At 59.1% G+C, this 24846-nt stretch carries 21 protein-coding genes, 1 other RNA gene and 1 pseudogene; 7 read left to right on the top strand and 16 right to left on the bottom strand.

From position 1 onward, the window contains the following. Positions 1–144: 144 nt before the first annotated feature. Both L972_RS20505 and L972_RS02635 read right to left on the bottom strand, forming a co-directional pair. Positions 145–870, bottom strand: coding sequence for a hypothetical protein (locus L972_RS20505; RefSeq protein WP_136502389.1), 726 nt, complete (start codon positions 868–870; stop codon positions 145–147). A 364-nt stretch (positions 871–1234) separates the two neighbouring features. Beyond that, a complete protein-coding gene (locus L972_RS02635; RefSeq protein WP_047435164.1) occupies positions 1235–2650 on the bottom strand; it encodes a GumC family protein in 1416 nt (471 codons plus the stop codon). A gap of 265 nt (positions 2651–2915) precedes the next feature. Here L972_RS02635 and L972_RS02630 point away from each other — a divergent pair, with 265 nt between their 5' ends. The 3 genes from L972_RS02630 to L972_RS02620 are packed head-to-tail and all read left to right on the top strand — an operon-like array spanning position 2916 to position 5828. After that, positions 2916–3971 (top strand): glycosyltransferase, encoded by a 1056-nt coding sequence (locus L972_RS02630; protein WP_231560891.1) that lies wholly within the window; start codon positions 2916–2918, stop codon positions 3969–3971. 31 nt (positions 3972–4002) lie between these two features. Next, positions 4003–5196, top strand: a complete 1194-nt coding sequence (locus L972_RS02625; protein ID WP_047435158.1) for a glycosyltransferase family 2 protein — start codon at positions 4003–4005, stop codon at positions 5194–5196. Next, on the top strand, positions 5193–5828 hold the full coding sequence (locus L972_RS02620) for a sugar transferase (RefSeq protein ID WP_005333398.1): 636 nt from the start codon (positions 5193–5195) through the stop codon (positions 5826–5828). The genes L972_RS02625 and L972_RS02620 overlap by 4 nt, the downstream gene beginning before the upstream one ends. A gap of 292 nt (positions 5829–6120) precedes the next feature. Here the strand turns inward: L972_RS02620 and L972_RS02615 are convergent, their stop codons facing one another. The 6 genes from L972_RS02615 to L972_RS02590 form a co-directional block, all read right to left on the bottom strand. Then, on the bottom strand, positions 6121–7122 hold the full coding sequence (locus L972_RS02615) for a glycosyltransferase family 4 protein (protein ID WP_047435150.1): 1002 nt from the start codon (positions 7120–7122) through the stop codon (positions 6121–6123). Between the two features lie 80 nt (positions 7123–7202). Continuing rightward, positions 7203–8693, bottom strand: coding sequence for a SpoIIE family protein phosphatase (locus L972_RS02610; RefSeq protein ID WP_047435148.1), 1491 nt, complete (start codon positions 8691–8693; stop codon positions 7203–7205). Positions 8694–8716: 23 nt separating this feature from the next. Beyond that, positions 8717–9385: a tyrosine-protein kinase family protein gene (locus tag L972_RS02605; protein WP_005360129.1), complete on the bottom strand. Its 669-nt coding sequence runs from the start codon at positions 9383–9385 to the stop codon at positions 8717–8719. Between the two features lies 1 nt (position 9386). Next, positions 9387–11492, bottom strand: coding sequence for an SLBB domain-containing protein (locus L972_RS02600; protein WP_005360128.1), 2106 nt, complete (start codon positions 11490–11492; stop codon positions 9387–9389). Positions 11493–11510: 18 nt separating this feature from the next. Next, positions 11511–11927, bottom strand: coding sequence for a hypothetical protein (locus L972_RS02595; protein ID WP_019445317.1), 417 nt, complete (start codon positions 11925–11927; stop codon positions 11511–11513). After that, positions 11924–12274, bottom strand: coding sequence for an STAS domain-containing protein (locus L972_RS02590; RefSeq protein ID WP_005333409.1), 351 nt, complete (start codon positions 12272–12274; stop codon positions 11924–11926). The genes L972_RS02595 and L972_RS02590 overlap by 4 nt, the downstream gene beginning before the upstream one ends. 338 nt (positions 12275–12612) lie before the next feature. Between L972_RS02590 and L972_RS02585 the strand changes: the two genes are divergently transcribed. Beyond that, positions 12613–13104 carry a molybdopterin-dependent oxidoreductase gene (locus L972_RS02585; protein WP_005351410.1) on the top strand — a complete coding sequence of 164 codons (492 nt, stop codon included), beginning with the start codon at positions 12613–12615 and terminating at the stop codon, positions 13102–13104. Positions 13105–13112: 8 nt separating this feature from the next. Next, positions 13113–14939: an ATP-binding protein gene (locus L972_RS02580; RefSeq protein WP_047435143.1), complete on the top strand. Its 1827-nt coding sequence runs from the start codon at positions 13113–13115 to the stop codon at positions 14937–14939. Positions 14940–15256: 317 nt separating this feature from the next. On the opposite strand, the gene ffs is transcribed toward L972_RS02580, so the two are convergent. From ffs to L972_RS02545, 8 genes are all read right to left on the bottom strand, one after another. Then, positions 15257–15353, bottom strand: an RNA gene (ffs, locus tag L972_RS20495) — signal recognition particle sRNA small type. 102 nt (positions 15354–15455) lie between these two features. Continuing rightward, on the bottom strand, positions 15456–16244 hold the full coding sequence (locus L972_RS02575; RefSeq protein WP_047435140.1) for a sulfite exporter TauE/SafE family protein: 789 nt from the start codon (positions 16242–16244) through the stop codon (positions 15456–15458). 105 nt (positions 16245–16349) lie between these two features. Further along, positions 16350–17786, bottom strand: a complete 1437-nt coding sequence (gene arcD, locus L972_RS02570; RefSeq protein WP_005336921.1) for an arginine-ornithine antiporter — start codon at positions 17784–17786, stop codon at positions 16350–16352. Positions 17787–18144: 358 nt separating this feature from the next. Then, positions 18145–18924, bottom strand: coding sequence for an SDR family oxidoreductase (locus L972_RS02565; RefSeq protein ID WP_047435137.1), 780 nt, complete (start codon positions 18922–18924; stop codon positions 18145–18147). 52 nt (positions 18925–18976) lie between these two features. Then, positions 18977–19897, bottom strand: a complete 921-nt coding sequence (gene mmsB, locus L972_RS02560; protein WP_047435134.1) for a 3-hydroxyisobutyrate dehydrogenase — start codon at positions 19895–19897, stop codon at positions 18977–18979. Positions 19898–19948: 51 nt separating this feature from the next. Continuing rightward, positions 19949–21061 (bottom strand): enoyl-CoA hydratase/isomerase family protein, encoded by a 1113-nt coding sequence (locus L972_RS02555; protein WP_047435332.1) that lies wholly within the window; start codon positions 21059–21061, stop codon positions 19949–19951. Positions 21062–21079: 18 nt separating this feature from the next. Next, the gene (locus L972_RS02550) at positions 21080–21862 is read right to left on the bottom strand and encodes an enoyl-CoA hydratase (RefSeq protein ID WP_005336930.1); all 783 of its coding nucleotides are present in this window, start codon (positions 21860–21862) and stop codon (positions 21080–21082) included. 135 nt (positions 21863–21997) lie between these two features. Next, positions 21998–23155: an acyl-CoA dehydrogenase family protein gene (locus L972_RS02545; RefSeq protein ID WP_047435131.1), complete on the bottom strand. Its 1158-nt coding sequence runs from the start codon at positions 23153–23155 to the stop codon at positions 21998–22000. 305 nt (positions 23156–23460) lie between these two features. Here L972_RS02545 and L972_RS02540 point away from each other — a divergent pair, with 305 nt between their 5' ends. Continuing rightward, on the top strand, positions 23461–24603 hold the full coding sequence (locus L972_RS02540; protein WP_047435129.1) for an isovaleryl-CoA dehydrogenase: 1143 nt from the start codon (positions 23461–23463) through the stop codon (positions 24601–24603). Then, positions 24600–24846, top strand: a pseudogene (locus L972_RS02535) (methylcrotonoyl-CoA carboxylase); the annotation flags it as partial. The gene L972_RS02540 and the pseudogene L972_RS02535, both read left to right, overlap by 4 nt.

Below are 24846 nucleotides of genomic sequence, written 5' to 3'. Positions count from 1 at the left end.
CTTTTCCATCTTGCTACTCCTACACCATCCCGAAGCTAACTCTCGAACAGACAGCCAAGGTCAGCGGTCTGAACGTATGCCACATTAGCCGGAAGGATCAACGCAAGCGTCCGATTACACCTACCGGCTAATCGAACCTACGAGCTAAAAACCTAATCCTAACCTTTTCCAACATTTTTCCCACTGTTCACATGCACTTATATATATGAGAAGTTCTTTTTGTTCATAACTAAACATGTCTTGATTTGGATTAACAACTTCTCGGAGCGCTTTTTGCGCTAAAAAATTTATAAACATCGCATTCTTTTGAAAGCCACGCCAAGTCGTTGTAGCTACCCATTTATGCTCATTTAATGGACATTCTATATCAAGATGCTCAACTGATTGCTCAATAAGATGGAGGTAGTTTCTATAAACAAACTCCGCGCCATGTAATAAACGACCAGCATCAATTATGTCATTTATAATGGTCAGCGTATCAATATCACTTAGCTTCCTAGATAATTCGAATTTTGTGAGATTTGCCAAGGAAATATTACAATAGCGTTCCAACGGAACGATACTTGAACATGAATGAATATATATTTTTTCAAATGTTTCCTTTGTACGATTTAGATGGTCATCCAAAGCTTTTTGCTTTTGCTGCTTATTAATTACGTCGCGTTGTTGCGATACTTGCTCACGAATACCAATATAAGCCAGAAATGCAAATAAAGGACCCAGAGTTCCACTTGCATATGAACCAAAATTGCCCCAATCACCTTGTTTGTTAGAAAACATTGGGATCTCATAGATCACAAATTGTACAAAATATAATGTTAGCACCAGAAACGTTACGCAGGCACAGGCATACCACATTTTTTTCATCATATCTCTCATGACCTTATATATATTACAGTGGCATTTAATAGTTATTAAATTAAAGTCAGGGGGATCATTTATAACCACCTTCCATATAAGCCCCCCAGTCATACGAAATGAAATATATTTAAAGTCAATCAACTAACAATATAAATTCGTTTTTTGAGAAATCATCACACCTCTTGTCTGACTCCAATCTTATCACTGTATAAAACCACAGTAAATAGAAGCACTGGCCTCCTCTACTTTCTCAATCAAAAATAATGTGAATAACTGAAAGTCATTTCAGCCATCTGCACGATATAAAAAAGGCCTTATCACAAGGCCTTTTCAGATATATTCAGGTTCCGGCTGTCAGCCAGTTTTGCGGCAATCAACCCGGTTCTGGTGACAAGGGCTGCACCTGCCCATCCAGCGCCTGATCACTGTTGGATGGATAGTCCGGCACCGGCTCGCAGTAGGGAATCCGGCTTAGCACCGGCGCCTTGACCAGGGCGGCCAGCTGATCGGAGCGGCGCAGGCTGGCATCCGCCAGTTCGGCCACCAGCGCCAGACCGCAGCCGAGCCCCAACCCGCCAACAATGCCCGCCAGCAGAAACAGCCAGAGCGGGTAGTTGCTCGGCTTGCTGGGTGCAAAGGGCTTGTCGATCACCTTGATCCGCTCCCCCTGCTCGAAGTTGCCCAGATCGCCGGTCACCTTGGCCTTCTCATAGCGCAGCAGCAAATCCTGATAGAGGGTGCGTTTGACCGCAAGATCCCGCTCCAGCTCGGCGAGTTGGCGCTCGGTATCCCCCTGGGAGTCGACCACCTTGTCCAGCCCATCCAGCTGACTCTTCAAGCCAGCGGCGTTTTGCTCTGCCTCCGTCAGCTGCGTCTGGGCCAGCTGCCACTCGGGCCCGCGGGCCATATCCGGTTGGGATTTGAGCTGCTCAAACTCCTGCTGCAACTGGTCAATCTGATAGCGCAGACTCTGTACCTTGCTGTGCTCGTCGCTGTAGCGAGCCCGCAGCAACACCAGCTCGGTGCGCATCAGTTGCAGCTTCTCATCCAGCTGGCGGGCCAGCTGGCTCTCCTGCCCCAGTGATAGCTGATCGACCCGGGCCTTGGCCTGCTGCAGGGTGATCAGGCTCTCGGCATAGCGGTCCTGCAAGCCATAGAGACGGGCGACGTTGGTACTCTGCTGCTGGGGCAAGGCGCTGGCATGCTCCCGTTTGAAGTCGGCGAGCAGCTGCTCAGCCGCTTGCAATTCGCTGCGGCGGCTGTCGAGCTGGCTTTGCAGGAAACGTTCGGACGATTCCGCCGACTGGCGCCCCTTGCTAAGCAGGTTGAAGAAAAAGCGCCGCGAAATGGCTTCGAGCAAACCGGCGCTGTTGGCCGCCGAATCCGCTTTTACCTTTATCTCGATCACCTCATCGCCGATCAGCCGCAGCGAGACGGCACTCGAGAGCCAGTCCATGATGGCATCGCGCTGAGCTGGCGGGGTCTCGTCATTGACCAGACCGCGATCCCGCGCCACGCCATCGAGCACATAACGACTGCGCAGCAGGGCTTCGAGCACCGCAAAGCGATCCTTGAGACTCTCCTGAGTGATCAGATCCTTGAGGGTCGGGGTCTGGTTGGCATCTTGCGGCACCATAAAGGTGGTGCGGCTCTCATACTCCTTGGGGGTGAGCAGGCCGACCGTCACGCCCACCAGCGGCATCACCAGTACCGGGATCACCAGCAGATAACGACGGCGCCAGGCGGCAAAGAGAATGATGTAGAGGTTGTAATAGAACTGGACAGGCATGGCATCACTCCCTGAGAAAAGCCCTCCCCCCGCACGATGCAAAGGCAATGCCACCAGAGGAGCTGATCGCCTCTGTGGGCAGATCGCAAGAGTGGTACAAGATTCGCATTCTCCCACTATCCGGGGTGTCACCCCTTCCCTTGCCGGAGCGCGAACCATGTTGTCATCAACCCCGTCGCACAGACCCCATCCCCGTAGGAACGCCAGCGCCCAGCCCGTCGTTCAGTCTGTCGTGCAACCTGCTGTTCCACCTGTCGTGCAAATCGTGCAGCACCTGCAGCCCGGCGGGCTGGAGACCATGGTGCTCAACCTCACTCAGGCGAGCCCCGCCGAGCAACCGGTGCATATCATCTCCCTCGAAGGGCGCAAAGGGGATGTGCTAAGGGCATGGCCCGCTCTGCATCCCTTCGCAGGCAATATTCACTGTCTGGAAAAGCCCGCAGGCTGGTCGCTGGCGACCCTCTGGCGGCTCACCCGACTGCTGCGCCAACTCAAGCCCGTCGCGGTACATACCCACCATCTGGGGCCCATGCTCTATGGCGGTCTGGCCAGTCGGCTGGCCCGGGTGCCCACCCTGGTACACACAGAGCACGATGCCTGGTATCTCGATGATCCCCATCAGCGCACGCTGGCCCTGTGGGGACTGCGCGTCTTCAAACCCATTCTGGTGGCCGATGCGACGCCGGTGGCCAACCAGCTGCTGGCCAAGCTGGGCCAGCTGTCGCCAACCGTGATCCCCAACGGCATCGATGAGCGGCGCTTTGCCCCGGGCGCCGCCGCCCTCGCCCGTCAGGAGATGGGGCTGCCGCAAGGGATCAAGTTGATTGGCTGCGCCGCCCGCCTTGAATCGGTCAAGGGGCATAACTTGCTGCTGGAGGCGATCCGCACCCTGCCGGAGGAGGTGCATCTTGCGTTGGCAGGGGTAGGCAGTTTGCAAAATGCGTTGCAACAACAGTGTCAGCAACTGGGGATCGCCCATCGGGTCCATTTTCTGGGGCTGGTCGAAAACATGCCGCGCTTCTACCAGGGGCTGGATCTCTTCTGCCTCCCCTCACTGGCGGAGGGGATGCCGCTCTGCGTGCTGGAAGCACAGGCCTGCGGGGTGCCGGTGGTGATGAGCGACGTGGGGGCGGCCAGAGAGATCGTCTGTCAGGCCAGCGGCCATATCCTGTCTGAGCGGGATCCCGACCGCCTTGCCCAGCTTCTGGCACAAGGGTTGCTGCAGTGCCATAGCCTGCGTGCCGTCACCCGAGAGTTTGTGTGCCAGCAAAGCAGCTTGAGCCGGATGGCTCAGGCCTATCAGCAGCTCTACAGCCGCTGATCAAGCGACCCGATGACCAGAGGAGCATCCCATGGAATGGATCATGATCGTGTTCTGGCTGTGCGCTGTACTGGTGGTCTACCACCATGTCGGCTATCCCCTGCTGCTCAAATTCGGTGGTCGGCAGGCGCGCAAGGTGGCCAATCCGCCCAACCCTCTGGATCGGGGATTCAAAGCAGAGGCCGCCGATGAGGCGCTGCCGACCATCACTTTGCTGATGCCGGTCTACAACGAGGCGGCGACCATCGCGGCCAAGCTGCAAAACCTCGCCAGCCTCGATTACCCCGCCGACAAGCTGTGGGTGCATGTGCATTTCGACGGCTGCAGCGACAACAGTTACCCCATTGCGCTGAGCCAGCTCGGTGATCCCGCCCTGCAGCAGTTGCAGATCAGGCTGTTTGATCACCCCCGCAATCGCGGCAAGGTCGCCGTGCTCAACGAGGCCATGACCCGGGTGCACAGCGATCTGGTAGCCCTCACCGATGTCTCGGCCCTGCTGCCCATCGACAGCCTGCTGCTGGCGGTCGCCCATTTTGCCGACCCCAAGGTAGGGGTGGTCGGGGAGGCATACCGCTTCTGGCAACCGGGCTCACAGGGCGAGGAGAGTTACTGGCACTATCAAAGCCAGATCAAGCTCTGCGAGTCGGCCCTTGGCGGCATGCTGGGGGCCCACGGGGCCTTTTACATGATGCGCCGGGAGTGCCTCACCCCGCTGGCCGCCGATACCATCAACGACGATTTCATCCTGCCGATGCAGGCCATCGCCAAGGGGTATCGGGCTGTCTATGACAATCGCTGCGCCGCACTGGAGCTGGAAGTTTCCGATGCCGCGCTGGAGGCGACACGGCGCAAGCGGATCGGGGCAGGCAATACCCAGCAGCTGTTGCGGTTGCTCCCCCTGCTGCACCCCAAGTTCGGCTGGGTTGCCTTCAACTTTGCCAGTGGCAAGGGGCTGCGGGTGTTGATGCCGCTCTGCCTGACCCTGCTGTGGCTCTGCGCCATCCCGCTGGCCACCCAATCCCTGCTGTTTCAACTGCTGCTGGGGCTGCAACTGCTGGGGTATCTGCTGGTCATCTTGATCCAGCTGACCCCTGTGCACCCCTGGCCCAATCTGTTTCGCAAGATCCACTATCTGGTACTCGGACACTGGTACAACGGCATGGGCACCCTGCGCTACTGCCTGCGCGCCCCCATACGTTTCATGTCACAGGAGAAAGCCGTATGACACACCCCATTCCAAGATTGACCCTGGTGGTCAAACGCAGCATGGATCTGCTCGGTGCCACTCTTGGCCTGCTGCTGACGCTGCCGCTGTGGCCGCTGATCATGTTGGCCATCCGGCTCGATAGCCCGGGGCCTGTGTTCTTTCGTCAGCTGCGGATCGGGCGCAGCCACGCCACCCATACCGAGCTCTTTTTCATGATCAAGTTTCGCACCATGCGCGCCGACGCCGAGGCGGCCACCGGGCCGGTCTGGTGTGGCAAGGGGGACAGCCGGATCACCCGCAGCGGCGACTTTCTGCGCAAAACCCGGCTCGATGAGCTGCCGCAGTTTATCAATGTGCTCAAGGGGGAGATGTCGCTGATCGGCCCCCGCCCGGAGCGACCCGGGATCGCCAACCGTCTGGAAGATGCGGTGCCGTACTTTATTGAACGCACCTATGAAGTGGCCCCCGGTATTACCGGTCTGGCGCAGGTCAATCAGGGTTACGACGAGTCGCTCGATGATGTGCGCAGCAAGCTGGCGTTCGATCTGGCCTACTCGGTTGCCCTGCTCCACCCCTGGCGCTGGCTGGTGCAGGATGTGCATATCATCGGCAAGACGATCGCCATCATGGTTGGCAAGAAGGGGCGCTAATTCCGCCGCGCCGACCTCAACCATATCTCAACGCCCATCAGGCCATTGCCACTGCAATGGCCTTTTTTATGGCGCATCGTTGTGGCACGTCCGCGGTGATCACAAAGAAGTCAGCGATCTGATCGCCATCATCTGGCCCCATCCATCCAAAGGCCTGATGCCAGTTTGACCAACCGCAGAAACCCGAGCGTTGCGTGATCACAGAAGCAATCAGCCCCCTGCAATCCCTAACACCTGCACATAAAAAAACGAGTGGCCAGCGGCCACTCGTTTTGACAGGTTTCTCCGTGATTCAGGCGCTGTAGACGGCCAGAATATCGGTCACCCTGTTGTTGACGCTGTACCCACGGGCTATGGTGTTGCGGGCCGCCTGACTCATTTTGCTGCGCACCACCCCATCGCTGCGCAGCCAGTAGTTGACCAGCTCCGCCATATCCCGCACATGGCCGGGCTCCACCAGCCAGCCATTGGATTTATGGTCGATCAGATTGACCAGCCCCCCCACCGCAAAGGTACAAACCGGTATGCCGTGAGCCATCGCCTCCAGGGCCACCAGCGGCAACCCTTCAAAGCGGGAAGTGATGCAGAGCAGGTCGATGTTGTGCCACTCATTGGCCATGTTCTGGAAACCATGAAGCTGGACGCGATCACCATACTGCTGCAACAAGGCGCTTTTCATGGGGCCATCCCCGTAGAGATGAAACGCCCCATCCGGGCAGAAGGCAGCCAGCTGGCAGAACGCCTCCGGCCCCTTTTCCGGCGAGAGGCGGCCGACAAAGGCAATCCGGTTGCCTGCCACTGATGCAGGCGTCGCAGGCATGGGGACAAAGTTGCTGATCACTGTGCTTGGCACAGGCAATTTGCGAGCGATGGGCTCGCTTACTGCAATACACTTCGCAAAACGCGCTGTGGTGCGATCCAGCCAGCTGTAAAACTTCAGCAAACCTTCCCCGTCATCCCCACTGTGAAAGGTAGAGACCACCGATTTACCGGTGAACCAGGCTGTCAGCCGCCCCAGCACCCCAGCCTTGTAGCCGTGGGTATGGATCAGCACAGAAGCCGGCTGGCGGGCCAGACGGCGCATAAAATCGCTGCTGTTTTGGCACACCTCGTAGGGCAAGCCCTGTTGTTTGAGCAGGGTCGTAAAGGGGGTCATGCCATGGTTGCTCACCAGCACTATGGTGGGGCGAAATCCCCTGGCCAGCAGATCGTTGGCGAGATGGATAATGTGAACTTCAATTCCACCGACCTGACGCGCATCGATGGCCAGCCAGATCTGTTGCATGGGTAACATAAGGCCCTCCTCCCGTGGCTCCATGCCACCTGAAATGAGGCGCTGCATAGAGCGGGCCAGTCAGGCAAAGAGGGGCAGGATCAGGCGCCGGGACAGGCGACCAGCAAGAGGGTCATGTCATCGAGGGCGGCATCATTGATGCGCTCATCAAACCAGCGGGCAATGCGATGAGCCAGTTGCTCAAGACCGGGCCCCGAAGTCAGGCAGATCTCTTTTAGCTGCGACTCCCAGCGCTGGCGCTCTGCGGCATCACGACTATCGAGCAGACCGTCGGTCCAGAACAGCAGGATCTCGCCGGGCTTGAGCTGACGCTCATTGGTCACGAAGTGGGGATCCGGGCGCAAACCGGGCAAGGGGCCGGTCACACCGACCTGACGGATGGTACCGGGCCCGACCAGCCAGGGCGCAGGGTGGCCCGCGCTGGCCCACTGCACCCGCCCCTCGTTGCCGAGCTCGATGCAGAGGGTGGTGAGCAGAGTAGCCCCGAGGAGCGGATCACTGTGAACCGCATTGGACAAGATGGTCAGCAAACGGGCGGGGGCGCGCTCCAGATCGTGCGCAGTCAGCAAGCCGCGCAGATAACCGGCATAGGCATGGGCGAAGAACTTGGCTTCCGCATCGTGGCCCATTACATCCCCGAGCCACAGCACCCGATCCTTGACCAGCAGAAAGTCCCCGCCCCCCACGGTGGCCGCGCGGGTTTGCAACGCCAGCTGGTATCCCCCTATGGAGGTGGCGGGCAATAACGGGCGCAGCGCCGAGGTCATGCGCTGATCCAGCTGCTCGCCCCATTGCGACTTGAGCTGCTCCGAGCGTTGCAGCACCCGCGAAACCGCCAGCAACAGGTCCTGCTTGGTGATGGGTTTGACCAGAAAGTCATCGATCCCCAGCGCCCCCGCCCGACTCTGGGTCCACTGATCCTGATGACCGGTCAGGAAGATAAAGGGCACCCCCTTCATCTTGGGATCCTTCATCAACTGCTGGCGCAGCCCAAAGCCATCGATCCCCTCCATCTCGATATCGGAGAGCACCAGCGCGGGGGGCTGCTTTCCGAGCGCCAGCAGGGCGGCATGGGAGTCGGCATAACTTTCAACCCGGTAGTGCTCATGGAGATAGGCGGTGAGCAGGGCACGCATCACCTTGTCATCGTCGATCACCGCGATCACCGGCAGTTGGTTGACCGGGCCCTGCTGGCGAAGGGTCACGCGATTGCGCTCACCGTCGCGAGAGAAGTGCACCTCGGCAAACAGCTGGTGTACCAGCGCCAGCCCGTATCCCCCCTCCTGCAGCTCATCGGGTAACGGCGCACTGGCAAGACCGGGTTGCGGGCCGCCATCATCCTCCAGTATCAGACTCAAGCCCGTTTCATCCTCTTTCAGCGTGAGCCAGAGCCGAGTCGCAGGAGGAGCTGTGTGTTTGACGCTATTGGTGGCCAGCTCACTGAAACAGAGCAGCCAGTTGGCTTGATCCTTTGGGGAGACCTGAAACAGGGAGAGCCCCTGTGCCAGCCGGTTGCGCAGTTCGCGCACCGACTGCAGGGTTGCCGGAGCAGATCGCAACCAGTCATCCATATCGGGCCTCCATCAGCGGGCGATCAGATCCGGAAATTGAGCAAGGCGCTGCGCCGGCACCAGCGCTTGAGCCATTCGGTCACCCGGTTGCTGGGCAGCCGGTTGAGCTCGCGCAGGATCTCGCTGGCCAGCCCCGGGTTGAGTTTGTCGTTATAGACTGCGCCAATCAGATTGGCCTCGGCACGGGTCAGTTTATCCACCGCACTTTGTACCACGGTCGTCGGGGTCACTCCCGCCAGCACCACCAGCAGTGCCCCTTCACAGGCCCCACACACCTGATCGGCCGGAATATTGCCCCGATTGAGGGCGGTGAGCGGCGAGGTATCGAAGATCACCACATCGTAATGCTCCAGCCAACGAACCAACAATTGGCGCAAGGTATCCTTGTTGCGAAAGGCCATCAGATCCTTGCCCGGCGCCGGGAGCAGGGACAAGGAGCGGCCAGTGGCCACAGGCTCGGGCACATCATTGGGACCCCAAGCAACCGCCGTGGCGCGGCCGGGGTGATAGAGATTGAGATCCACCAGCAGGGTGCGCAGCCCATCCGCCTCCGAGCGCCTTGCCAGCGCATCGCAGATGGAGCTCACCCCCTCTCCCCCTTCCGACGAGGTGACCGCCAGCGAGCGGATCCCCCGGGCGACCGTCGCCGCGTAGAGGGATTCGAGCTCCAGATATTGAATGGGGATGCTCATATCAAAGCGTCCCGACCAGGGCCACCACCGAGATCGTGGTCAGGATGTCGCGCATGCCATCCATGAAAATGGCCCAGTTGCTGCTCTTGCTGTCAGGGATAAATACGGTGTCCCCTGCGCGCAGCACCGGCAACTGGCTAAAGTCGGGCTCTTTGGCAAAGCCGTCGAGATCGAAGCTGCGGGCCTGATCCCCCTGACCACTGGTGGCCATGTTGATCACCACAATCTTCTTGATATAGGCGCTGCTGGTCGGGCCACCCGCCTCGGCCAGCAGATCCAGCAGGGTCATGGAGGAGTCAAAGCGGTAGCGACCCGGGCGGGCGATCGCTCCCAGCACCCGAATGGTGTTCTCCTTCGGCTCATCGAGCCAGGGGCGATTCTTCTCCGGCAGGTAGATGGAGTCACCGGGCAGCACCTTGGGCAGCAAGGTTTCATCGCCGGTTTCAAAGTAGAGGGCAAGATCGAGCTTGCTGACCCGCGCCGTGCTGCCACTGCGATGGGCGATGCGCACATTGCGCAGATCCGCCGCCGCAGTCGGACCATCGGCGGCCGACAGGATGTCGATAAAGCCCATCTGCTCATTGAAGGCATAGCGACCGGGGGCCCCGACCTGACCGAAGATATAGATGGAACTGTCCGGTGACTGGCGCACCCATTGGGACTTGTTGTCACTGGGATCGGTGGGCAGCTCGGGGATCATGATGGTGAATCCGGCCCGGATCTTCGGCAGGCTGGCCAGCGCCCCCCCCTGATGGAGAAACTTGTCCAGATCAAACAGGGTTGGCGTGGCCTGCCCCCCTTCGGCGGTCAGGATCTGCACCTTGGCGATATCGGCCCGCTCGTTGGGGCCACCAGCGTGGGCGATCAGATCCAGCAGCGACATCTCGTCAGACCATTCATAGCGGCCCGGGATCCGCACCGCCCCCATCACCATCACCGCCCGTCCGGGCGCCACTTTTAACCAGGATTTCTCGTTAATGTCGGTCTTCTCCGGCACAAAGATGGCATCACCGGGTTTGACTTGGGGCAGCGCCTTTTGCATCCCTTCGGTATAGGCCTGCAAGTCGATGGGTTCGATCGTGCCATCGGTGCGGAGCAAACGGATCTGGCGACTCTCGGCATAGCGGGTCGGGCCACCGGCATTGGCCAGAATATCGAGGAAGGAGTCCCCTTCCCGCCCCTCATAGGCGCCGGGTTTGAACACCTCGCCCATGATGTAGATGGTGCGTGCCCCCCGTTTTATCTGCTCTTCATCCTTGGGCACGAAGATGGTGGCGCCCGGCGCCAGATTGGGCAGCAGCTTGTTGTTGCCGGAGTCGAGATAGGCTTTGAGATCGAACAGTTCGGGGGCATCACCATTGATCACCCGGATCCGCTCCACCCCGGCAAAACGGGTTACCCCACCTGCCCGCATCAGCAGATCCACGATGGAGTTGCCACTCTTGAAACTGAAGGCGCCGGGGCTGTTGACCTCGCCAAACACCTTGATCGCCTTGCCGGTATCGCCATCCCCGCCTGCCGCCAGGGTTGCCGCATCAAAATCTATTTGCACGTTGCCGATCAGCGGAGAGGCGGGTACGAACACCACATCGAGGGATTGCAATGGCGGCAACACGCTGGCATCGCCGGTATCGAGATAACGCTTGTAGTCGAAGCTAGATACCGTGCTGCCGCGCCGCACCTGCATGTTGTTGAGCTGGGCACCGGGCACCAACCCGCCAGCGGCATCGAGGGCCATCTGCACGTTGCCATCGGGCGCCAGATCATAACTGCCGGGTTTTTTGACATAGCCCATCACGCTGATCAGCAGCCGCTTCTCCAGCAAGGTGACGGTCAATTGAGAGAGGTTGTTGTAAACAGGTTTGAGGGCGGTGCGGATCAGCTCATCCGCCTGTTGCAGGGTCTTCCCCCCCACCACGACGTTTCCAACTTCAGGCAGTGCAATCTCCCCCTGCTTGTTGATCTGGAAAGGCTGATCAAAAGCAGGCTCACCGGGTTGCACTATGGCCAACCGATCACCGGGAGCCAACAAGGTGGAGGCCAGTAACGGGCAGGTGAACAACAGCAAGAGAACACAGATCAATCCTTCGAGAGCGCCCCGTTTCATAGACATCCTTTTCGTCTGTTACGTCTGCCCCCATTGGCGTAAGGGGAGCCCTGACCAATCAGCACGACAGCCATCCGCTGTTGTCTGTTGCAGCCGCAAACGTACTTGTTGTAGTGATTGTGCCAACACGGTCTGACGCCAGGCTACATCCGACCAGAGCCGTCCGTGCATATCCCGTTCGATATCAATACGTTGAGATTGTAGTCGTTTCAACTCGGCAGGCATACACCCCTGCAGACTCGCTTGCTTTAATTCCGTCAGCTGCAAGTCGAGTTCCTTCTGACGCTCATCATAACGAGACCAGACCCGCCGTTCATCCTCATTGACCGGAATACGGGTGGGTCTTGCCTCTGCCATGCCGCCATACCCCTGTGGCGGCCACTGCGCACAACCCGACAGCAGAATAGACGAGAGCAGGATACCAAAGCGTTTCATGATGCAGCGGCCATCATGCCACGGGAACGCATATAGGCCTTGATGCTCTCATGGCAGGGGATCACCCGGTCGATATGCAGCATCTCCAGCAGGTCATGAGGTTGACCGGGTCCACAGACAAGGGCCATCTGATGCCCGTTCATAATCAATCTTTTATAGAGAAATACCAAGGCTCCGATCCCCGATGAGTCGATAAAATGAACATCGCTGATATCGGCCAGGATATCTCCCGGGTGGGTCGAGAGGGTTTCAAACAACGGGCGGAGCTCACTGACGGCCATCGCGTCAAACTCGTTTTCCAGTACCACTACCTGGATATCATTAAGGGTGTAAGTCATGCTTTCCATCGCTAGCTCCTTGTCGATTCTCAGACTATTTGCTGTCACGGCATTCAGCACGTTGCAAATGTTATGCCGGGCAGTGCCACGGCACTTGTTCTCCAAATGATACTCTTTGCTCCTTATTCATCGACACCCACTCCTCGTTTTGATTGCCAAATTGCAATTAACCTCCCCCGCACGTTGCAAACTGCAATTCACCTTGGCCGAGATCGCCCGATAACAGGCTAAATGGCTGATAATTCAAGCCCATTAGACCGGGCCCGATTATTGCTTGCCTTTGGACACACTTCACAAGCCACCGTTGGCTCGGCCCCCATGCCGCCATTTTCCAGGAAGGAGAGATCATGAAAGCAGGCCTTTACATCGCACCACTGCTGGCAGCCCTTTGCGGCACCGCATACGCAGCCCCCTCCCCTGACAGCGCCGTGTTGAAGGTTGAAGGCGCCATCAGCAGCCCCACTCATCAGGCTCTGGCCCTGTGGGACAGCGCCATGCTGGATCAACTGCCGGTACACGAAATCAAAACCCATACCCCCTGGTATGACGAAGCCAAGACCTTTCGCGGCCCGCTGCTGCAAGATGTATTGGCCAAGGTCGGGGCAACCGGCAAACAGCTCACCATTACCGCGCTCAATGACTACTCGGTACAGGTGCCGACCAGCGATGCCGAGCAGTATCGGGTCATCCTCGCCCGCACGATCAATGGCAAGCCACTGTCGGTGCGTGACAAAGGGCCGCTGTTCCTTGTCTATCCGTTCGATCAATATCCCGAACTGCAAAACAAGCTCTATTACGGTCGGGCTATCTGGCAGATCAGCGCGATAAAAGTGGAGTAGATCCCATCATGCGTTCCATGGCGGCCAGTCAACGTTTCTTGTTTGTGGTGCTTTGTGTGCTGCTCCTTGCCTTTGCCGGTATTGGTACCATCCAGTACCGGCAATTTCAGGATCTGCAGCGCAGTACCAGCCAGGGCGAAGACAACGTGATGTGGAACTATTTCCAGCTCTATAACGAAGCACTGCGTTTTCAAAGCTCGCTGCTCCATGAGTCGCAACCGACCTTCCAGCTCAGATACGATATTCTGGTCAGCCGCATGGATCTGGTACTGGAGAGCAAGGATCGCAGCCTGCTTCAGCAAACAGAGATATATCAGCAGGCAAGCAAAGCCATTCGCTCCTACATCTCTCTGGCGGATATCTGGCTCGGCCCGGAAGCCACCAAGCCGCTGGACAATCTTGCCCATCAGGAGCTGCGCCAACAGCTCGCCTCCCTGCTTCCCCTGCTCCATCAGCTGACTCTGGAGGTGAACCAGCAGGCGACCCTGTTTGATGTGGCACGCCGCGACAGCGTGAGGGAGCAGATCATCACGACGACACTCATCGCGACCCTGCAATTTGCGCTGCTCTTTGTGCTCGCCCTGCTGATCTGGCGGCAAATGAATATCTCGTTTCTGCAGCACAAACTGATGCAGCAGCTCAATGACAAACTGCTGCGGGCAAATCAGGCGGCAGAGGCAGGCACAAGAGCCAAAAGCAGCTTTTTGGCCAACATGAGCCATGAAATTCGCACCCCCATGAATGGCATTCTCGGCATGCTCTCACTGCTGGCCGACCGGGATATGGATCCGAGGGAGCGAGACTATCTGGAGACGGCGCGGGAATCGGCAAACCATCTGCTCGGTCTGCTCAACGACATTCTGGATGTATCCAAGCTGGAAGAGGGCAAGATCGAGCTGCAACTGGCCCCCCATCACTTGCCCCAGCTGCTGGAGGATATCCGGGCCCTGATGCAGAGCAACTGCGATGCAAAAGGGATCAAGCTGACCCTGACTGTTGCCCCCGATACGCCAGAGTGGTTGATGATCGACCCGCTGAGAGTGCGGCAGATCCTCTTCAATCTGGTGAGCAATGCCATCAAGTTCACCCATCAGGGGGAAGTAAAGATCCACGTTGATAGCACCCTGTTGGAGCAGGATCGCCACTCGATACGCATCTCGATCCAGGACACCGGGATCGGCATGAGCAAAAGTCAGTTAAAGAACCTGTTTCAACGTTTCGCCCAAGCGGATGTCTCGATCACCCGCCAATATGGCGGATCGGGCCTGGGTCTTGAAATATCCCGTAACCTCGCACGCCTGATGGGCGGCGATATCTCGGTAGAGAGCAGCGAGGGACATGGCAGTACTTTTACCTACATCTGGCCCGCCAGAGCCACGACCCCCTCAATTGTTTGCCTGCCGTCCAAGCCGCTGGATCAGGAGAGCTATCGCATCTTGCTGGTTGATGACAATGCCACCAACCGCAAGGTGATCGGCGCCATGCTCGACTCCGTGGGCCATCAGGTCACACTGGCCGTTCAGGGAGAAGAGGCGCTGGAGAAACTGGGTCACACCGAATTTGATCTGGTGTTGATGGATGTTCAGATGCCAGTGATGGATGGCCTGGTGGCCACCACCCGGATCCGCACCTCCCAGATGCCTTGGGCAGATATCCCCATCATCGCCCTGACGGCGGATGCGATGCCGGAATCCAAGCAATACTATCTCTCCCATGGCATGAATGGATATATCACCAAGCCCATCAATAAAGAGACGCTGCTAAGCGAGATTAACAGACATATTTCCCATGGGCGGCTCAAATACAACGCAGCCATGCGTGTCACCAAGCAATAAAACCGCGGATTCCGGGCTACTGATTGCTCATGTGGGGCAACATTGACCTCTGCAGACAACTGAATGGGCTTGGGTCTGGAACCCACGCAGGCAAGCCGCTTCGCAACAGCTGCACGAGCCGTCAGCTTGTCTCGGGCATGCAGGGATTTTTTGATCTCTTTACGACGACCACAGGGGAGCGTGGTGACTTTCCGGTAATACCAGATGCCGTGGGGACTGAGCCAGAGATTCATCGATGAGCTCCTCGTCGTCCACACAAAGTGGATGACCAAGGGCTTTAGGAAGCTAACTTATTGAATTGCAGAAACAAGTGGTGGCCCTACCAGCCACATCCCGGCACTCGAGTCCCCCGCCTTGGCTGCTACCTTCCGGTCCTGACCAGGTCGACGGGTTATCAATGCGAGAGGACCAATAGGACCACCGGCGAGGAGAATAGGCAAACTGGGCGTTCAATGCAACGGCTTTCTGCCCTCCAACAGATCGTTTGCCTTATTTTTCAACAATCTGCCGAATGAATCAGCTAAACAGCATAAATTTCGCCCCCACCAGCAGCATCAGCAGGGCAAAGGCCTGCTTGAGGCGTGTGGGTGACAGGCGGTGTGCCAGCTTGGCGCCAATGCGGGCGAACTGGGTACTGGTCAGCACAATGCCCAGCAGGGCGGGCAGATAGATGTAGCCCACACTCCACTCGGGCAGATCGGCATGATCCCAACCCGCATAGAGGTAGCTGAGGCTCCCCGCAAGCGCGATGGGCATGCTGCAGGCTGCAGAGGCCGCTACCGCATTGCGCATTGGCACCGAGTTCCAGCTCAGATAAGGGACGGTCAGCGAGCCACCGCCAATACCAAACAGGGCTGACATCCAGCCAATGATGGTACCGGCAATGCCTGTGCCGAGCGGCCCCGGCATATGGCGTTCCGCTTTGGGTTTAAGGTTGAGCCCCATCTGTAGCGCCATGCTCCAGGCGAAACAACCGATGATGATATTGAGGGTGCTGGTGCTGAGCAGATTGGCGGTCATGCCGCCAAGCCAGCTCCCGATCAGCATGCCGGCGCCGAGTCGGCGGATCATCACCCAATCGACGGCGCCCGCCTCCCGGTGGGCCCGCAGCGAGCTGAATCCGGTAAAGATCATGGTGGGCAACGAGGTGCCGAGGGCCAGATGGGTAATGATTTCAGGGTCGATGCCCTGGGCGCGAAAGGTCATAACCAGCACGGGGACAATGATAAGACCGCCGCCGATCCCGAACAGTCCCGCCAGCATACCGGCAAAGGCGCCCAGCAGGAGGTAACCCATAAACAGCATAAAAATTCCTGTGTTAAACAAAAACTGGCCAACACGGCCGGGCAACAGTGGATATCTGCATGAAAAAAAAGAGATGGCGCGAGGGCCATCTCTTCATTGTGCCGGTTAGTGCAGTGGAATGGTACCGTCCATCACCTTGTAGAAGGCCAGCACGGCACAGCCAAGCAGGGCCGCCGTCATCCCCTGCTCCAATCGGTTAAGGCCGCGCAGACCGTGATGCTGACGCGCCTTCCAGTAGATGAAGATGCCCGGACTATAGAGCAGCGCCACCAGCAACAGGTACTCCACACCGGCAGCGTAGACCAGCCAGCAGCCGTAAACCGTCGCCACCAGGGCCAGCAGCAGGTCACGCTTGCGCTGATGAGGTTGACCCTGATAGGTCTCCCCTTTCAATGCCAGCTTCAGGCCATAGGCACCGGAGAAAACGTAGGGCACCAGCGCCGCCGAGGTGGCGATGTTGACCAGCGCCAGATAGGTGCTGCTCTGGAAGTAGATGATGATCAGGAAGATCTGCACCAGACAGGTAGAGCACCAGAGGGACACCTGCGGCGAGCCATTCTTGTTCTCCTTGGCAAACCAGCCCGGGAACACACCGGTCTTGCCTGCGATATAGGGCACTTCAGCGGCCAGCACGGTCCAGCTGAGCAGCGCCCCCATCACAGACACCACCAGACCGATGTTGATAAGCCAGGCCCCCCAGGGGCCGACTACGGCTTCAAGGATCATGGCGGTAGAAGGGTTCTTGAGCGCCGCCAGTTGCGGCTGGCTCATGACACCCAGCGAGAACAGGGTCACCATCACATAGAGTGTCAGGGCGCCGAGCAACGCCAGCACTGTCGCACGGCCCACATCCTTGCGATGACGGGCACGGGCAGAGACCACCACGGCCCCTTCAATCCCGATAAAGACCCAGAGGGTCACCTTCATGGTGGACTTGACCTGATCCATCACGGAGCCCAGCTCCATGTTGTTCTGGCCCCAAATATCCAGAGTGAAGGTATCCATGTTGAAGGCCAGCAGGATCGCAACACAGAAGACGATGAGCGGCACCATCTTGGCGATGGTAGTGACGATATTCACCAGTGCAGCAACCTGTACCCCGCGCAGCACCAGCGCATGCACCGACCAGATCAGGATGGAGGCCAGCGTGATGGCCACCGGCGTATTGCCGTCACCGAAGATGACGTTGTCAGGCGTATCGAAGAAGTAGCTCAGGGCGCTAAACACTACGATGGCGTAGGATACGTTGGCCAGCAGTTGGCAGAGCCAGTAACCCCAGGCGGCGTTGAAACCGATGAAATCGCCGAAACCGGCCTTGGCATAGCTGAAGATACCGCCATCGAGATCAGGGCGGCGCATGGAGAGGTTCTGATAGACCAGCGCGAGACAGATCATGCCAAGACCGGTGATGGCCCAACCCAGGGCGACCGCCCCGGCACTGGCATGCGCAGCAATGTTTTGTGGCAGACTGAAGACCCCGGCGCCGACCATGGAGCCGATCACCAGCGAAATGAGGGCGCCCAGCCCTAGTTTCTTGTCCATTTCAATCCTGTTTATTTAGGCGGCGGCAGAGCGTCCGTATTCATACTGCGCGCAATATGGGAGGGGCTGGGAATCCTGACCCCGTGAAAAAGGCGGCAACTATATTGCATGACTATTCCGACCGCAATCCCTCGTCTCGTCAATCATGCACCGCCTTGACCGCGCGCAATTTTACAGCACTGACCCATATGGCCTGTGAGCTGGCTCAAATTAACCAAGACCCATTGATATTTCTCATTTTTCTGCCAACACAACCTGACTCGCATGGTTCCTATGCATCGCCATTCAGGCACTCTCTGTATAAATAATCTGCATAAAAAAGCCCCGGTGGAAACACCGGGGCCCATTATGTAAATCCCTATAAACGCAAACCGCCATCCAGTTCTATCATCCTTCCCGACAGATAGTCGTTGGCAAAAATAAAGCTCACCGTCTCGGCCAGCTGTTGCGCATCGCCAAGGGTGCCGACCGGAATGGCCTGCTGCATCCGCGCCATCGCCTCCGGCTTCATCGCCGCCGTCATGTCGGTGGCAAACACCCCAGGGGCAATTCCCATGACCCGAATGCCATGGCGAGCCAGCTCCCGCGCCCAGGTCACCACCAGCGAGGCAACTCCCGCCTTGCTGGCGGCATAGTTGCTCTGGCCGATATTGCCGGCGCGAGCAATGGAGGAGATGTTGATGATGACGCCCCCCTGCCCCCCTTGCGCCATCAGCGCCGCCCCCTCGCGACCGCAGAGGAAGGTACCGGTGAGGTTGACGTCAATCACGCTCTGCCACTGGGCCAGCGTCATCTTCTCCACCAGCTCACCCTCTTTCACCTTGATCAGCATGCCATCGCGCAAAATGCCGGCGCAGTTGATAAGACCGTGCAGCACGCCAAAACGCTCCTTGATGCCAGCAAAAACCGACTCAACCTCGGCTTCGCTCGCCACATTGCAGACAAACAGCTCGCACTGGCTATCTTGATCGCACTGATCATTCTGACTGCGCACCATGGCGGCGGTCGCCTCCAGATCGGCGCGATTGATGTCGAGCAGCGCCAGCGTCGCCCCCTGTGCGCCCAGGGCCAGCGCAATGGCCCGTCCCAAGCCACGTCCAGCGCCGGTAATAACGATGACCTTATCTTTGATATCCATCAATGCTCCTTGTAGCTGGTCGAAGAGAGATGCCTTGAAGAGAGGTGGCCCGTCAGGCGGGATCCTGTTTATCCAGATAGAGTTCGACGATGCTGGAGAAATCGCGGCTCCCCTGCCCCTGAGCGGCATGCAGGTTGAACAGGTTACGCGCGAGCGCCCCCATGGGCACAGCGCTGTGGCCATGCTCGGCCAGCGCCATGGCCAATCCCAAATCTTTCACCATCAAACGGGTCATAAAGCCCCCCTGATAGTTGCGGGCGGCTGGGACATTCTCCATCACCCCGGGCCAGGGGTTGTAGCGCTCCAGACTCCAGTTGTTGCCGGAGCTCTTGCCCATGATGGTGGAGAGCACGGCGGGATCCAGTCCCTCTTTCACCCCGAGGGCCAGCGCCTCGGCGGTACCCGCCATATGGATCGCAAGCAGCATGTTGTTGCACATCTTGGCGATCTGCCCGGCGCCCAGCGTCCCGGCGTGAAACAGGTTCTGCCCCATGCAGGCGAGCAGAGGTTTCGCCGCCTCGAAATCTGCCGCGGCGCCGCCAACGATAAAGGTGAGCGTCCCGGCGGCCGCACCGGCGACACCGCCCGAGACAGGGGCATCAATAAAGCGCAAACCGCGTGCGCGGGCCGCCTCCCCGACCTGACGGGCAGAGTCGACATCGATAGTGGAGCAGTCGATCACCAGTGCACCAACCGGCAGGGCCGCCAGCAGATCCTGCCCGCCCCGCTCACCGGCGCTCTCGCCCAACCAAAGGGCGCGCACATGTTCCCCCGCAGGCAACATGCTGATCACCACCTCGCAGCCAGTCACCGCCTCACGGGCATCCCCCGCGGCGATGCAGCCAGCGGCGATGGCGCGCTCAATGTTTTGGGCAACCAGATCAAACACCTGCACCCTGTGCCCGGCCCTGGCCAGATTGGCCGCCATGGGGCCACCCATGTTGCCGAGCCCGATAAACCCTATCCTTGTCATCCCGCTTGCTCCTTGCGTTGCTGATGGCGGCGTCCGCCGGTTGCCAAGATGTTATTCCTTGCAGGCCAACGGATTGCGCCCCTGCGGCCAGCGATAGAACTCATTCAGCCACTCCCCCTCCGGTGGCAACTGTTGCCAGCGGGGATCTTTATCCTTGTCGATCAGCAGTGCCCGTACCCCTTCCACAAAATCCCCCTTCAGCACACAGTTGACCGAGAGGGTCAGCTCTTCGGCAAATACCTCTGCCAGTGAGTTGCGGCGAGCCTGCCAATATTGGCGCCACAAAATGGCACGGCTGATAGGGCTGCCGGTGCGGCAGAGCTGCTGCGCCTGCTGGAATACCGCCTCCTGTTCATCGAACTGAGCTTCGAACAACCGCGCCAATACCCCTTGCAACGTGCGTCCCGCCAGCAGGGCATCGATCCTCTGTTGATGGGGCAACAGCACTGGCGCAGGCAAGCGAGCCGCCACATCAGCATGCAACCCCCTGAGGAGCTGATCGATCTGCGCACGGGGCTCACCACTGCCAGCCCACTCGAGTACGGCGAGGCGTGCCAACAGCGCACTGCGCTCGCCACTGGCGATGGCGTGATCCGCCAGCCCAAGACCGATGGCATCACTCCCGTTGAAGCGGGCACCTGTCAGACCGAGCCAGAGCCCCAGCCGCCCCGGCATCCGGCTTAAAAACCAGCTCGCCCCCACGTCGGGGTAGAGGCCGATGGTCACCTCCGGCATGGCGAACAGGCTTCTTTCGGTGACAACCCGAAAATCGGCTCCGGCAAACAGGCCAATGCCGCCCCCCATGCAGATACCGTCCGCCACGCAGATCAGGGGCTTGCGGTAAGAGTGGATGTGGTGGTCGAGCCGGTACTCCTGCTCGAAAAAGTCGCGGGCATATTCGAACAGTTCCGATCCGCTTGCCTCCTGCTTGCGGTAATAGAAGGAGCGGATATCGCCACCGGCACAAAATGCCTTCTCACCCGCCCCCTGCAGCAGCACACAGACGATGGCGGGATCCTGCTCCCAACGGGTCAGCGTCTGTTGCAGGATCTGGATCATCGGCAGGCTCAATGCGTTGAGAGACGCAGGGCTGTCGAGGGTCAACACCCCGACCTGATGACCATCTTCGGTGGGATAACAGCTAACATTGACCGGCTCACTCATAAACAGCTCCATATGGATTTATTCTGTTGGGCCATATTGCCAGCGCGGTAAGCGTTTCTCCAGGAAGGCGGCCACCCCTTCACGCTGATTGGCATCGCTAAAGAGATCGAGAAACAGCGACCGCTCAAGGGGCAAGGCGGCATCCCGCGGGCCACTGCGGCCCTGATTGATCAGGGTTTTGCAGGCGCGCAGGGCGCTCGGGCTCTGGCGCTCCACCAGATGGGCCATCTGGTGCGCCGCCTCCCACGCCTGACCGGTTTTCACCACCTCCTCCACCAGCCCCATCTCGTAGGCCAGCGAGGCACTCACTTTCTCACCGCAGAGGATCATCCGCTTGGCCCAGCCCGGCCCCACCAGCTCGGTCAGGCGCTGGGTGCCACCGGCACAGGGAAGCAAGCCCACCGATGCTTCCGGCAGTCCCAGCAACGCCTGCTGCTCGGCGATGCGGATATCACAAGCCAGCGCCACTTCCAGCCCACCGCCCATGGCATAACCATTGATGGCGGCGATACTGACGCCGTGAAAACGGGCCAGCGCCTCGAAGGCCTTGCCAAAGGCCTCGGCTACTTCACGGGCCAGCTCGACATTCCCCTCGACAAACATATTGAGGTCGGCACCGGCGCAGAAAAATTTGTCGCCCGCACCACGGATCACCAGCGCCACCACATCGGGACGACTGTCGAGCTCCACCATCATCTGCAAAAAGGCCTGCAGGCTGGCGAGGGTCCAGGTGTTGGCAGGGGGATGGTCGAGGGTGATATAGGCCACGTGGCCATGATATTCGAGTCTGATCCTTGTCATAACATTGTCCTTGTCGATGAAGCTGCCGCCATGATGACAGGCTTGAATGACACCAACCTGTGGCTGGCTCACAAAGCCGAAACCGGCATGGTGCAAATCGGGTGGCAGGCAACACACCCTTGATGCGACCACCGGTTAGCCCAGCGACAAACCGGGCTCGGTCAGCATGCGGCGCGCGATGATGAGTCGCATCACCTCGTTGGTGCCCTCCAGAATGCGGTGTACCCGGGTATCGCGCAGATAGCGCTCGAGCGGATACTCGCGGATATAACCATAGCCGCCAAAGAGTTGCAGAGCCTCATCACAGATTCGATAACCCACATCGGTAGCATAACGTTTGGCCATGGCGCACCAGGCACTCTTGTCCGGTGCCCCGCGATCCAGTTTGTCGGCGGCCTGACGTACCAGCAGGCGGGCGGCAGCCAGCTCGGTCGCCATATCGGCCAGGCGAAACTGCACGCTCTGGAATTCGCTGATCGGGTGACCAAATTGCTGGCGCTGCTGCACATAAGCCAGCGCATCGTCCAGCGCCTGCTGGGCGGTGCCCACCGAACAGGTGGCAATATTGATGCGCCCCCCATCGAGGGCCTGCATGGCGAACTTGAACCCTTCCCCCTCCTCACCCAAGCGGTAGCGGGCGGGAATACGCACCCCGTTGAAAACAACCTCCCGGGTCGGCTGGCTGTTCCAGCCCATCTTCTCTTCTGCCTTGCCATAGCTCACGCCGGGGGCATTAGCCGGCACCATAAAGGCAGAGATCCCCTTCGCACCTTCACCACCGGTACGGGCCATCACCACCAGCACATTGCTGCTGCCTGCTCCCGAGATAAAGACCTTGGTTCCCTCGATGAGGTAGCTGTCACCCTCACGCACCGCCCGGGTCTTGAGTGCCGCAGCATCGGAACCCGCCCCCGGCTCGGTGAGGCAATAGGAGCCCAGCAATTCGCCGCTAGCCAGTTTGGGCACCCACTCCTTGGCAACCTCGGTGGGCAACCAACTACCCAGCATCCAGCTCACCATGTTGTGAATGGTCAGATACGCAGTAGTCGAGGTACAGCCCATGGCAAGACGCTCGAAGATGAGGCTCGCATCGAGGCGCGGCAGCCCCAATCCGCCAAACTGCTCCGGAGTATAGAGACCACAAAAACCTAGCTCGGCCGCCTGCTTGATGGTCGGGATCGGAAACTCATGCTCCTTGTCCCAGCGCGCGGCATGGGGTTTGAGCGCCTCATCGGCAAAGGCGGCGGCCGCCTCCACATACGCCTGTTGATCATCTGTCAGGGTAAAATCCATCTTGTCGTTCGCTCCCTTGTTGCCCCGCGCTTCTTTTCCTGAGTTAGTGCTTTATGACGCGGCGCCCACACGCTGCGTCTGTCGGATCTGCCACTATGGCGCTGTTGTCGTGGCAGCTGATGACTCTTTCACTACCACCGCTTTATCAACACACAACAGATTAACAATTGATTTACGTTTACGCTAACGTAAACTTGTAGCAGAAGTGAAGTACAAAATGGACCGACCACTACCAGCCGTAACGCCGAGTCAGCCGGTCGAGCCAACCTTCCTACCCGACTGTCATATCCGCAAGGAGAGCATGGATGCAGATGGATGAGACCCTGAATGCCCTGACCGAACAGGTTGCGGCCTTCTGCCAGAAAGTGATCGCCCCGCGCGCCAGCGAGATCGATCAGAGCAACGCATTTCCCCGTGATCTCTGGCCCCGGATGGGTGAACTGGGGCTGCACGGCATCACGGTGGCGGAGGAGTATGATGGGGTGAACCTCGGCTATCTGGCCCACGTGCTGGTGATGGAACAGGTAAGCCGCGCCAGCGCCTCGGTCGGCCTCTCCTACGGCGCCCACTCCAATCTCTGCATCAACCAGATCCACCGCCACGGCACGGCGGAGCAAAAAGCACGCTACCTCCCCCCGCTGGTAAGCGGCGAGCATGTGGGGGCGCTGGCCATGAGCGAGCCGGGAGCCGGGTCCGATGTGGTCAGCATGCGCCTGACCGCGGAGCGCGAGGGCGATCACTTCGTGCTGAACGGCAACAAGATTTGGATCACCAACGGTCCCGATGCCGACACCTTCGTCATCTATGCCAAGACAGATACCAGTGCGGGCCCCAAAGGAATTTCTGCCTTTATCGTTGAAGCCGGCACTCCCGGTTTTTCTACCGCCCAGAAGCTCGACAAGCTGGGGATGCGCGGCTCCAGCACCTGCGAGCTGGTGTTCGACAACTGCCGAGTGCCGCAGGAAAACCTGCTGGGCACCCTGCACGGCGGGGTCAAGGTGCTGATGAGCGGGCTCGATTACGAGCGGGTGGTGCTGGCTGCGGGCCCCCTTGGCATCATGCAGGCCTGCATGGATGTAGTGCTGCCCTATGTGCGTGAGCGCAAGCAGTTTGGTCAAGCCATCGGCGAGTTCCAGCTGGTGCAGGGCAAGCTCGCCGACATGTATACCCGCCTCGCCAGCAGCCGGGCGCTGGTCTACTCGGTGGCGAGCGCCTGCGATCAGGGTCGCACCAGCCGTAAAGATTGCGCCGCAGCCATCCTGTTTGCCGCCGAAAACGCCACCCAGATGGCCCTCGATGCCATCCAGCTGCTCGGCGGCAACGGTTACATCAACGAATACCCCACTGGCCGCCTACTGCGGGACGCCAAACTCTACGAGATCGGCGCCGGCACCTCGGAGATCCGCCGCTGGCTCATCGGCCGCGAGCTGATGGGAGAAAATGCATGAGTCGTATCCACTCCCGCCTCGACACGGCGAGCCCGGAATATGCGGCCAATCGGGCCGCCATGCAGGGGCTGGTCGACGATCTCCACGCCCGCATTGCCGAGATCGCGCTAGGGGGCGGCGCGGCCAACAACGCCCGCCATCAGGCCCGTGGCAAGCTGCTGCCCCGCGAGCGCATCAATCAGCTGCTGGACCCGGGCTCCCCGTTTCTCGAACTGTCGGCGCTGGCTGGCTGGCAGGTCTATG

Source organism: Aeromonas sp. ZOR0001 (assembly GCF_000801015.1).
In the GTDB taxonomy this organism is placed as follows: Bacteria; Pseudomonadota; Gammaproteobacteria; order Enterobacterales; family Aeromonadaceae; genus Aeromonas; species Aeromonas veronii.
This window is presented reverse-complemented; position numbering and strand designations above follow the sequence as displayed.

Coding starts and splice junctions, on each gene's coding strand:
- L972_RS02550 (WP_005336930.1), bottom strand. CDS start 21,862: ATGACAAGGATCAGACTCGAATATCATGGCCACGTGGCCTATATCACC.
- L972_RS02545 (WP_047435131.1), bottom strand. CDS start 23,155: ATGGATTTTACCCTGACAGATGATCAACAGGCGTATGTGGAGGCGGCC.
- L972_RS02610 (WP_047435148.1), bottom strand. CDS start 8,693: ATGGATGACTGGTTGCGATCTGCTCCGGCAACCCTGCAGTCGGTGCGC.
- L972_RS02590 (WP_005333409.1), bottom strand. CDS start 12,274: ATGGAAAGCATGACTTACACCCTTAATGATATCCAGGTAGTGGTACTG.
- L972_RS02620 (WP_005333398.1), top strand. CDS start 5,193: ATGACACACCCCATTCCAAGATTGACCCTGGTGGTCAAACGCAGCATG.
- L972_RS02575 (WP_047435140.1), bottom strand. CDS start 16,244: ATGCTGTTTATGGGTTACCTCCTGCTGGGCGCCTTTGCCGGTATGCTG.
- L972_RS02555 (WP_047435332.1), bottom strand. CDS start 21,061: ATGAGTGAGCCGGTCAATGTTAGCTGTTATCCCACCGAAGATGGTCAT.
- mmsB (WP_047435134.1), bottom strand. CDS start 19,897: ATGACAAGGATAGGGTTTATCGGGCTCGGCAACATGGGTGGCCCCATG.
- arcD (WP_005336921.1), bottom strand. CDS start 17,786: ATGGACAAGAAACTAGGGCTGGGCGCCCTCATTTCGCTGGTGATCGGC.
- L972_RS02580 (WP_047435143.1), top strand. CDS start 13,113: ATGCGTTCCATGGCGGCCAGTCAACGTTTCTTGTTTGTGGTGCTTTGT.
- L972_RS02615 (WP_047435150.1), bottom strand. CDS start 7,122: ATGTTACCCATGCAACAGATCTGGCTGGCCATCGATGCGCGTCAGGTC.
- L972_RS02600 (WP_005360128.1), bottom strand. CDS start 11,492: ATGAAACGGGGCGCTCTCGAAGGATTGATCTGTGTTCTCTTGCTGTTG.
- L972_RS02565 (WP_047435137.1), bottom strand. CDS start 18,924: ATGGATATCAAAGATAAGGTCATCGTTATTACCGGCGCTGGACGTGGC.
- L972_RS02635 (WP_047435164.1), bottom strand. CDS start 2,650: ATGCCTGTCCAGTTCTATTACAACCTCTACATCATTCTCTTTGCCGCC.
- L972_RS02540 (WP_047435129.1), top strand. CDS start 23,461: ATGCAGATGGATGAGACCCTGAATGCCCTGACCGAACAGGTTGCGGCC.
- L972_RS02605 (WP_005360129.1), bottom strand. CDS start 9,385: ATGAGCATCCCCATTCAATATCTGGAGCTCGAATCCCTCTACGCGGCG.
- L972_RS02585 (WP_005351410.1), top strand. CDS start 12,613: ATGAAAGCAGGCCTTTACATCGCACCACTGCTGGCAGCCCTTTGCGGC.
- L972_RS20505 (WP_136502389.1), bottom strand. CDS start 870: ATGATGAAAAAAATGTGGTATGCCTGTGCCTGCGTAACGTTTCTGGTG.
- L972_RS02625 (WP_047435158.1), top strand. CDS start 4,003: ATGGAATGGATCATGATCGTGTTCTGGCTGTGCGCTGTACTGGTGGTC.
- L972_RS02595 (WP_019445317.1), bottom strand. CDS start 11,927: ATGAAACGCTTTGGTATCCTGCTCTCGTCTATTCTGCTGTCGGGTTGT.